This is a genomic window from Rhizosphaericola mali, from assembly GCF_004337365.2.
Lineage (GTDB): Bacteria > Bacteroidota > Bacteroidia > Chitinophagales > Chitinophagaceae > Rhizosphaericola > Rhizosphaericola mali.
On the sequence record NZ_CP044016.1, the window covers coordinates 2,427,066 to 2,438,853 of the forward strand.

Here is an 11,788-nt window from a genome sequence, read left to right on the forward strand (position 1 = left end):
AATGAAAATGAATTTTATTCGGAACGAAGACTTTTAACTGGATTTCGCTTCACCGTTCGCAAACTTTCTATAATAATCAAGCTACAAGTTAGTACCGAAATAGCCACTCCAACTATCAAATAATATATCCAATTACTATGAATACGATAAACGAAACTGTGCAACCATTTACTTGTAAACCAATAAGCAATTGGCCACGCAATAATATTTCCAAGAACAAGAATCATGGAATATTCTTTTATTAATAAATACAAAACTTTACCAACATCAGCACCCAATACTTTTCTAATCGCAATTTCTTTTTTACGTTTTGCCAAGGAATAAGATACAATACCAGAAAGTCCTAAGAATATGATCAACAAATTGAGAAATGATGCGACACCAAAAGCCTTTTTTAACTGAATCTCTGTTTTATATAAGGAAGCAAATGTGTCATCCATAAAAGTATAGTCAAAAGGAGCATCTGGTGATACTTCTTTCCATTTCTGCTGAATATTTGCTATTGTTTTACTTAGATTTTGATTAACATTCAGTTTTATAACTAGAAACCGATAAGCTATAGCATCACGAACATCAACGATAGCAATAGGTCCTATTGCTTCATGAAGATTTTCAAAATTATAGTCCTTTATGATTCCAGATACCGTGACTTTGATTCCTTGTAATGTGGTCAGTTGCGTACCGATTGCATCATCAATAGACAATCCTAATGCACGTGCTGTTTTTTCATTAATTACAATTTGTCCTGGCACATAACCTTCTAATCCCTTACGAAGAAATGAACCCCTAAGCATTTTCATTTGGAATGTAGTTGCATAATCTTGATCTGCTTGAAAAAATGGGGTCACAATGGGTTTATCAGAACCATTGATCGGCATTAAATCAATAGTACTATTATTTGGCGTATTATCCGGAAGATTAAAAGTCAAGGATACCGACTTTACATCCGGTAGATCGAGTAAAGATTTCTTTATGGATTCCATTTTTTGCAATCCAGCGGTATCCCATTGTTTTGGAAACGCAGAAACAACCATCAACTGTTCCTTGTCGTAACCGAGGTCTTTAGCGAAAATATAATTGATTTGAGTAGATATTAACCATGCACTGATACAAGCAAAAATTCCCAAGCTGAATTGCAATATAAGTAATACTTTCCTCAACAAATTACCGTTGTTATCTAGTTGCAAAACACCTTTTACGGACTGAACGGTTTGCAAATTACTTAACCAAAACGCAGGATAAAGTCCTGATACTATTCCAACAAATAAAACTAGTAAAATTAAATACCCAATTTCAAAGAAATGGAAGAACCAAATATGTGGTAAAATCGATGAAAACATTTGAGAAAAATAAGGACGTAGCAACTCATAAAAAAACAAAGAAAATATACCAGAAATGACCGTCAACAATATAGATTCGGTCAAAGAATATATTACGAGTTGTTTTTTACTACTTCCAAAAACTTTTCGCATTCCAATCTCTCTCAATCGTGATGAAGAGGTCCCAATATTGATATTGACAAAATTAAAAACTGCCATAAGTAATATAAACAAAGCAATCAAAGACAAAGTAAGTATCATCTTATTGACAGCACCATTGTTATCTTTCAGATAATAATCTTTTATAGGAACAATTTCTACGGTTAAATTAATTTGTATATAGTTGGAGGTATATTTTTTTAAAATTTTCTTTACAGCATCATTCAAGATTTTCACTGAAATATTCGGGCTTATTTCAATCATACCGATGCCTGTATTATTCCAATTTAAACTTGGATCAACGATATTGGGATAATATCTATTTCCAGCAGTCGGAACAAAAACACTATAACCTTTAATATCAATAATATTCAAAACCGAATTGTACGGAATATCATCCAATACCGCAGTTACAATATATTGCTGAGATTCTCCAGACTTTAATGTACGAATAGAGAGGGGTCGGTTTATTGCATTCGTAGTACCATATAGTTTTGTCGCCATTGAGGCGGTAATAACAGCAGAGTTATTGTCTCTAAAAGCCTGTTTTGCATTCCCATACAAAACGGGCAATCCATACATTGAAACTAAGGAAGTATCGCCAATTGCAATATCTTCTTTAAAATGTATATTTCCATTGGAGACTACATTTGTGACAGGGTTAAAACGATAATAATTGTTTACAAGTTCCGGGTATTCGTCTTTCAATATTTTTGCAAGAGGAGGCAATGTTGTGATAGCCAGTCCCATTTCTTTTTGCTTCCATTTACTTTTTAAAACATATTGATTGTTTATATTTTTCAAATTACGATTAACATTGAATTGGCTGAAAATATAGATGCCAATCAATAAAGAAAATGTAATACCTAAAGAAAGACATAAAAGGTTTATTAAAGTAAAAAACTTATTTTTTACAATATTCCGCCAAGCTGTTTTCAAATAGTTTTTGAACATAATCAATGATTAAAAAATGAAAATGAATTTTATTCAGAACGAAGACTTTTGACTGGATTTGCTCGTGCGGCTTTTATGGCCTGAAAACTCACTGTCAGAATAGTAATAAACAAGGCGACAAAAGCACTTATAAAGAAAACGCCAATATTGATATTGACATGATAGTCATAATTCCTTAGCCAATTACTTAAAAAATAATAGGATACGGGAACAGCAATCAAGCAACTAATCCCCACTAAGACTATAAAATCTTTAGACAAAAGCATCCAAACCTGTTTTACGGAAGCTCCTAAAACTTTGCGCACACCAATTTCTTTTGTTCTTTGCTCAGACGTATATGCGACTAAACCAAACAAACCGAGACAAGAAATCAATATAGCGAGTGTTGCAAATAAAGCCGCCAGCTTGCCAATAAGAAATTCAATATGGAATTTAGCATCGTATTGTTCATTGGAGAATAGAAAACTATAAGGAAATGAAGGACTATATTTGTTGAATATATCGGTCAATTGAGCAACTGCATCTTGTGTAGAAACATGAGGCGATAAACGATAAATAATGTTGTCATTAGGTCGTGGTCCACACAAAAACATAGTGGGATCCGCAGATTTAAATGGTGAAAGCATTAAGGCATCCTTGACAACTCCTACAATAGTATATTTATCATCTTGCCAAGTGATACTTTTACCTATTGGATCATTAATTCGCATTTTACGAAGCGCAGATTCGTTAAATACAACACTAGTACTATCCATTCCACTAGAAAAATTTCTTCCTTGTAGAAAGTCCATATTCAAAGTCTGAAAATAATTCTCCGTAGTCTCAATAGTCCCCATTTCAATCGTTTCCCCATCCGTTTTTCCTGGCCACTGATCAATATCCGAATGCCACTCAATATCCGTTGCAGGGCTTGATGCGCTTGTCACAGATGTAGCAATGCCTTTTTGGATTATTTCATTTTTAAGTGCGTTGTAATTTTTGCTTAAATCCTCATTCATATTGGTTGTCATCAACTGATCCAAACTATAACCCTTTGGTCTATTTTTGGCATATTGTATTTGCTGAAAAATAACGATAGTACTCACAATCAATGCAACGGAGCAACTGAATTGTACAACGACCAATATTTTTCTTGATAAAGAAGACTTTCCACCTTTCAATGTACCTTTTAGTACCTTGGTAGGATTAAAAGAGGATAGATACAATGCAGGTCGACCACCAGCTAAAATAGTAGTTAGCAATAATAATGTTGCCATCACCAACCAAAAGTATACATTGCTAAACGGTATTGTAATTTTGGATTCTGTTAGATTATTGAAAAAAGGCAATACAATCCAAACTATCAAAAAAGCAAGTACAAATGCCAATAATGTAAGGACAAATGCTTCTAATAAAAATTGTACAACTAAATCTCTTTTCCTAGAGCCGATAGCTTTACGCACGCCAACTTCTTTCGCTCTTCCTTCAGACCTCGCAGTTGTAAGATTTACGAAATTGATACAAGCGATTATCAATACCAAAAAACCAATAATGGTAAACATTTTGACATATTCCAAAAAGCCGCTGGTATCTTTTCCATTTAGATAATTGGAATACAAATGCCAACGAGCTATGGGTTGAAATGTGATAAAAGAATTCATCGCATTCAAACTTCCGACTTCCGTACGTTCAATATTTCTAATTTTCGAAGCGACCTGTGCATAATCAACATTCGCCTTTAATTTCACAAATATTTGTCGGTTGTTCATACCATAGCTACTCAATCCATCTTTCTCTAGTTTTGGATTCATCGCATAAGCATAAGAACTAGGAACAATATAACTAAATTTGAAACTAGCGTTATCAGGTATATCCTTCAATATGCCTGTCACTTTTAAATCATGTTCATTATCAAAGCGAACAGTTTTATTCATCGCGTCATCCTTACCAAATAAAGATTTCGCTAAAGACTCGGTAACAACTATAGAATAAGGATCACTGAAAACTTTATCTGCATTACCTTCTACAAATGGATATTGAAATATTTTTAAAATATCTACACCCGAAATAGCTCCTTTGGCATACAATTTTTTATCCCCAACAACCAAACCATGGTTATTCACCCAATCACTTTCAGCTAGATATTCTATTTCCGGAATTTGTGTGCGTAATTCATAAGCAAGTTTCAAAGAGGAAGTTTGAAAAGTGAGCGTATCTCCATTACTATTAAAATTTCTCTGCACGCGATAAACTGATTCATATTGTGGTAGAAACTTATCATACGTATATTGATTATACACCCATAGTCCAATGAGCAGCGCAACAGCCATCCCTAGTGCCAATCCACAGATATTGAGAATACTATAACTAAAAGTTTTGGTAATATTTCGCCAAGCTGTTTTTAAATAATTTCTAAACATATGATAATCGTTTATAAATGTTCAAACTACTTACCATTTAAATATTGTAACGCTCTTTCCAATACAGGATCCTTACCTTTTATAAAATCATCCACCGTAGGTTTGACCTCAATATCAGGAATCACTCCTACACCTACAAATTCACGACCATCAGGATAAGTATCTTTTTTTGTACAAATACGAGCTCCGCCTCCTGGCAAATCCAACATCAAAGGTTGTCCTGTACTGCCATAGGAACGCTCTCCAATTTTTTTAAAATGCTTTTGACCATCTGCAGATATTAAAAAATCTTCGGCGGCCGATGCCGTATTATGTCCAATCAAAACGGCAGTAGGCACGACTACACGTTTCGGTTCAAGCGTATTCGTCCACGGTTGATAATCTTTACTTAAAGAATCAATTAACAGGTCATGGTTTGCAAGCCAACATTTTGTATTCCAACTATTTCCAACAGTATCTTTTTCTGTTACATATTTACCCCAAGCCTTGAAAGCAGCGAGATTTTCGCGTGTATAGTATTTAGCATGAGGTAATAATGTATCATTCGTTAGATAACATAAAATAAAAATACCAATACCTGTACTACCTCCACCATTATTTCGCAAATCCAGAATTAAGGATTTTGCTTTCTTTAATTCTGATAATTTCTCTAAAAACATAGTATCAATCTTTTCATTTCCAAATGAGTTGAGTGCTAAATAGGCGACATCATTAGGATACCATTTTAGTTCTAGAAGAGGTTTATTAGTTAAAGAAGGATAATATGCAGTATCAATAGTTCTTTCATGTGTTAATGTCAAAGGAAATATTGTACCATTTGGTCTTTTAAGTTTTATTTTATAAGACGTTCCTTGCAAACCAGCAATTACATTTCTTATCGCTTCGTCTTCTCGAACATAATCTGTTGAGGAAGATACATATGGCATTACATTCTTTTGAATATACTCGGCAGTAGGCAATCCATTCACTTCAATTAACTCCGAGCCGATAGGTATTTCTTTTATGCGTTTTTTTAAAGTGTAGTTGACAATTGCATGTCCACCAACATTTTTAAAACCCATCCAATATTCACCAAACATCATTGTTAGTGTATTATTTACAATAGCAGTATCTGTTGACCAAACGCCGGTGTGTCCATCATTCAAAAAAGCGCAAAAGCGTTTCATTAACTGCCAATAATCATAATCATTTTGGGTAGTCGACACTTGTTCTATCATAGAATAATACAGACTATCCCAACTATTGCGATTAACTTTATTTAGATAAACAAAATTGTAGTTTACTTCTTGCCAAAACTTGGACAATCCATATACTTTATCACTTACAGATAACTTATTTGGGATAGTATACTGTGCATTAACAGAACAAAGAGCACATAAGAAAGCTAATAAAAAAAGTACTTTTTTCATATTTATTTTTTAGATCAATATATTTTCCATTACAGTCTGTCCATCCAACATGCGAATGATGCGATGACTAAACTGCGCATCGTGTTCACTATGTGTCACCATGATGATAGTTGTTCCTTGTTCGTTTAATGAGGTTAAAAGTTCCATTACTTCTCCCCCATTTTTAGAGTCTAGATTACCAGTCGGTTCATCCGCCAGGATTAGTTTTGGTTTGTTTACGACCGCTCTTGCAACAGCAACACGTTGTTGTTGACCACCAGATAATTGTTGTGGATAGTGGTTCTTACGATGCATAATCTGCATTTTATCTAAAGCTGCTTCGACCCTTTCTTTACGTTCATCTCCTTTGATACCAGTATAGATCAATGGCAATTCAACATTTTCATAAACCGTCAATTCATCAATCAAATTGAAACTCTGGAATACAAAACCAATATTGTGTTTACGTAGTTCAGAACGTTGACGTTCATTGAAATGTGCTATTTCCTGTCCATTAAACAAAAAGCTTCCACTATCAGGATTATCCAATAATCCTAGAATATTTAACAACGTCGACTTACCACATCCAGAAGGCCCCATAATGGCTACAAATTCGCCATCTTTTACCTCCACGGAAATATCATTCAACGCGGTGGTTTCTATTTCTTCCGTACGATATATCTTGTTAAGATTTTTTATAGTTATCATTGTATTTTGAATTATGAGTTATGAATTATGATTTATGATTTATGGGATTTGAGTAGTGAGGTTTGAGATTTTATTCCTCCTACCTTAGTAATCCTTACCTTACTCCGTTCGTAATGATTTAGTTGGGTTGGCTCTTGCAGCTTTTATTGCGAGAAATCCTACTGTGAGAATGGCAATAATTATGGATAAAAATCCTGCAAGGAAAAATGCCCAGATTGGCACATTGATACGATATTGGTAGCCGATCAACCATTTATGCATGGCAAACCAAGCAATAGGCACAGCGACTAACAATGAAATAACCACTAATTTTAGAAAATCTTTAGATAAAAGTGTAGCTATGCCACCTACAGAAGCGCCTAATACTTTGCGTACACCAATTTCCTTGGTTCTTGCTTCTGCCATATAAGCAGCCAATCCAAACAAACCCAAACAGGAAATAAAAATCGTTAATCCAGAAAATAGAGAAGTTAACTTTCCTGTTCTTTTTATTCCCATAAATTTCCTAGCATAGCTTTCATCTACAAAACTATAATCAAATGGATAATCTGGATTATATTTTTTAAAAACGGTTTCAATTTTAGCAAGATTATCCGATGTACTATTAGAAGGATTTAATCTATAATGAATAACACCAAACCAAGATTTAGGCCCAGCTATGAGCATCGGTCCTACTTTTTCCATAGGAGATTCAATAATAAAATCCTTAACGACTCCGACAACTCTCCATTGCTCATCATCACCGTTTTTTACTAAAGTACCTATTGGATTCTTTAATCGCATTTTCTCTACCGCAGTTTCATTAAGAAGTATAGCATTACTATCGGTTGGATAATGATAAATATCGATATCTCGTCCTTGAACGATTTTAGTACCTAAAGTTTGGGAAAAATCTGCATCTGCAGAGAATCTTCCAAAATCCAATTGGTCGTCTTCCTTAGTACTTCCTGGCCAAGAATATCCCCATCCATCACTATTTCTAGTGGTAATTGGGGACATAGATTTAGTTACAGAAATGACAGCATTACTATTTAATAATTCTTGACGAATAAGTGGATAATTTTTAGTTATATCACCCGTCATCCAAGTAAATGCTAAGGCATCTTGCTGATATCCTTTATCTCTATTTTGTACATAGTTAATTTGTCGACCAATTATTATAGTGGACACTATTAATACGATAGCAAACGTAAACTGTGCCACGACTAAAACGGAGCGAGGATTAATCGCTCTATTTTGCTTTTTGAACGTTCCTTTTAAGACTTTAACAGGACTAAATGAAGAAAGAAAAAATGCAGGATAACTACCCGCCAATAATCCAGTAAATATTATAAATACAATGGCATATATCCAAAACCCTAAATTACCAAAAGGAATAGTTAAATGTTTACCAACTAGGGTATTAAAAAATGGCAATGCAACTAATACAAGTATGATGGCAATAAGAAAAGATACTATTGACAATACGATACTTTCTGTCATAAACTGTAATACTAATGCATATTTTCTAGCACCAACTACCTTCCTTACGCCTACTTCTTTCGCGCGTTTTTCACTACGTGCGGTACTAAGATTCATAAAATTAATACATGCAATTAATAAAATCAGACCTGCAATAATAGAAAACATACGTACAGTCACGGCATTACCTGCTACATATTGTCCATTGACACTATTGCTATTCATATAAACTTTAGACAGAGGATAAGCAAAAACTTGGGTAGTGGAAGGATACTGAGTACTTTTTGTATGATTGACGGTAACATATTTTAACTTCGAGTTGAATGAATTCAAGTCTACATTTGGTTTTAGTAAAATATACGTCTTAACTGAATTATTTCCCCAATATTTATCATCCTCATTTAGTTTGGTTAGATAAGTCCACGGCAATAAGTAATCGAATGAAAATGTAGTATTAGGACCTAAATCCTTTAGAACAGCACTAATTGTAAAAATATCTGATGAATCAATTTTTATGGTTTTACCCATAGGATTTTCATTTCCAAAAAATTTCTTTGCAAATTTTTCTGTTACCACTACTTTATTTATGGCATCTAAAGCAGTGTTTGAATTTCCATAAAGCATAGGAAAATCCAAAATTTTCAAGAAACTAGAATCCACATGAAAACCATTAGAGACAAACTTTGTTTCCCCTTTGGAAAAAAGAAATGTAGCGTAAGAAGCTCTAGACATTTCTTCAATTTCAGGTAACTCTTGTTTCACCGTAGGTCCCAGAATTTTCGGAGTTGTATTCCAAGCCCAGAGTTCGCCACTAAACTTATCCCGATTATTTAAGGTATAAATACGGTCAATCTTTGAATAAAAGCGATCCATACTTACCTCATTAATTACCCACAATATGATTAATATCGTACTCGCCATACCAATAGCCAAACCCAATATATTAAGTGTAGCGTATCCCTTGTTTCGAAGGAGGCTTCTAATCGCCGTTTTGAAATAATTTTTAAACATAAGAGAAGTTATAATTGTGATTATTCAGTTCGTAATGATTTAGTTGGATTGGCTCTTGCTGCTCGTATTGCTAAGATGCCAACTGTAAGAATGGCTATAATTATAGATAAAAATCCTGCAAGGAAAAATGCCCATATGGGCACATTGATTCGGTATTGGTAACCTATCAACCATTGATGCATGGCATACCATGCGATAGGCACAGCAAGTAACAATGCTATAACAACTAATTTTAGAAAATCTTTAGATAAAAGTGTAGCTATGCCACCTATAGAAGCACCTAATACTTTGCGTACGCCAATTTCCTTGGTTCTTGCTTCTGCCATATAAGCAGCCAATCCAAACAAACCCAAACAGGAAATAAAAATCGTTAATCCTGAAAATAGAGAAGTTAACTTGCTAATTCGTTGTATATCTTCAAACTTTCTAGCATAGTCCGTATCAACAAATGTGTATTCAAAAGGATAAGATGGATTATACTTTTTAAATATAGTTGCAATTACTTTTAAATTTTCTTCTGTAGATCGTGTTGAATTTAATCTATAATGGACACAGTCAAACCATGTATTGGGTCCTTGTATCATCATCGGTTCAATCTTTTCATTTGGAGATTTAATGATAAAGTTTTGTACGACGCCTATCACCTTCCATGTTTGCTTATCAATCCTTAACAATGTTCCAATCGGATTTTTCAATCGCATAGTTTTAACTGCTGTTTGATTTAGAAGAACAGCATTACTATCAGAAGGAAAATGATAAATATCTATGGAACGTCCTTCTAGTATTTTCAGCCCAAAAGTTTTTTCTAAATCAGCATCTACGCCAAAGGTCCCAAAATCTATTTTTTTATCCTCAGAAGTGCTTCCATCCCAAGACCAACCCATAATATCTCCATATTGCGTCGTTATTGGCGACATCGTTTTACTAACAGACGTCACTGCATTACTAGCTAATAATGCATTACGTATCAATGGATAATTTCGAGAAATATCACCAATCATATTGGTATATACTAAAGCATCTTGCTTGTAACCTTGATCTCGTTTTTGCAAATGAGACATTTGTCCAGCAATCACAATTGTGGAAATGATTAATATTATGGCAAAAGTAAATTGAACAATAACTAAAACTGAACGTGCACTTATTTTATTTTTTGAATAACGAAAGGCTCCTTTCAATATTTTCACAGGATTAAAAGCAGAAAGAAAAAATGCAGGATAACTGCCAGCCAATAGACCTGTAAATACTATAAATGCAACATTAATTAACCAAAAATATATGCTTTTAAAAGGAATTAATAGTTGTTTATCTATTAATGAATTAAAGAAAGGTAATACAGCAACTATAATCCCTAACCCTATAACAAAAGAAACAAAAGAAATAATTATACTTTCTAACAAAAACTGCAAAATGATTGTTGCTTTACTCGCACCGACAACTTTTCTTACTCCTACTTCTTTAGCTCTTTTTTCACTTCGAGCAGTACTCAAATTCATAAAATTTATGCACGCAATTAATAAAATCAAACTAGCAATTATAGAAAACATTCTAACTGTAATTACATGACCTGCTACATAATTTCCATTATCGTTACGACCATATAGATAAAATTTAGAAAAAGGATAAGCAAAAATTTCATTATTAATTGGCTCCGCTCCATGTCGAGTATGTGACTTTTCAATATCTTTTATCTTTGCATTAAAGACGTCTACATTATCTCCTTGTTTCAAAGTCATATAGGTTTGCCCAGAATTATTAGCCCAACCATAGTCTGTTCCATATTTAGCCTCATAATAGCTCATAGGCAATAGATAGGCAAACTTAAAACTTGTATTAACTTTTTGTATATCCAAAACCGCACTCACTATAAAAGGATCATAATTATTAACTTTAACTACCTTTCCTACTGGATCCTCTTTTCCAAATAGTTGGATTGCCAATTGACTAGATAATACAATACGATTGGCTGCATTAAGAGAGTTATCTACATCTCCTGAAATAGGGAAATTGAACATATTCAAAAAAGAAGAATCTACATAATAACCTGAAGCTGAAATTTTATGCTCATTTAATCCTATTAAATTTTGAGTTTGTGAAACACGAGAAACATTTTCTACTTCGGGATATGATTTTTTGATAGTAGTCGCTAATACTTCGGGGGTCCAATTCCATGCGGTAAGTGTTCCATTTAATTCACCTCTACTATTTAAAATATAAAGTCTATTTGATTTTTCATAATTATTATCCACTGTTATTTCATTCATCACCCAGAGCACAATTAATATCGTACTCGCCATACCGATAGCCAAACCCAATATATTGAGTGTAGCGTATCCCTTGTTTCGCAGGAGGCTTCTAATCGCGGTTTTGAAATAATTTTTAAACATAA

Annotated in this window: 6 protein-coding genes; all 6 read right to left on the reverse strand. The window is 33.6% G+C overall.

Features of this window, described 5'->3' with window-relative positions; translation table 11 throughout:
- Positions 1-14: 14 nt before the first annotated feature.
- Positions 15-2,432 (reverse strand): ABC transporter permease, encoded by a 2,418-nt coding sequence (locus E0W69_RS10600; protein ID WP_131330034.1) that lies wholly within the window; start codon positions 2,430-2,432, stop codon positions 15-17.
- Between the two features lie 29 nt (positions 2,433-2,461).
- Positions 2,462-4,831 carry an ABC transporter permease gene (locus E0W69_RS10605; RefSeq protein WP_131330035.1) on the reverse strand — a complete coding sequence of 790 codons (2,370 nt, stop codon included), beginning with the start codon at positions 4,829-4,831 and terminating at the stop codon, positions 2,462-2,464.
- Positions 4,832-4,857: 26 nt separating this feature from the next.
- A complete protein-coding gene (locus tag E0W69_RS10610; protein WP_131330036.1) occupies positions 4,858-6,240 on the reverse strand; it encodes a S41 family peptidase in 1,383 nt (460 codons plus the stop codon).
- A 9-nt stretch (positions 6,241-6,249) separates the two neighbouring features.
- Positions 6,250-6,927, reverse strand: coding sequence for an ABC transporter ATP-binding protein (locus E0W69_RS10615; RefSeq protein ID WP_131330037.1), 678 nt, complete (start codon positions 6,925-6,927; stop codon positions 6,250-6,252).
- A 99-nt stretch (positions 6,928-7,026) separates the two neighbouring features.
- Complete coding sequence (locus E0W69_RS10620) at positions 7,027-9,399, reverse strand: ABC transporter permease (RefSeq protein WP_131330038.1); 2,373 nt, start codon at positions 9,397-9,399, stop codon at positions 7,027-7,029.
- 20 nt (positions 9,400-9,419) lie between these two features.
- Positions 9,420-11,786, reverse strand: coding sequence for an ABC transporter permease (locus tag E0W69_RS10625; RefSeq protein WP_131330039.1), 2,367 nt, complete (start codon positions 11,784-11,786; stop codon positions 9,420-9,422).
- Positions 11,787-11,788 lie beyond the last annotated feature (2 nt).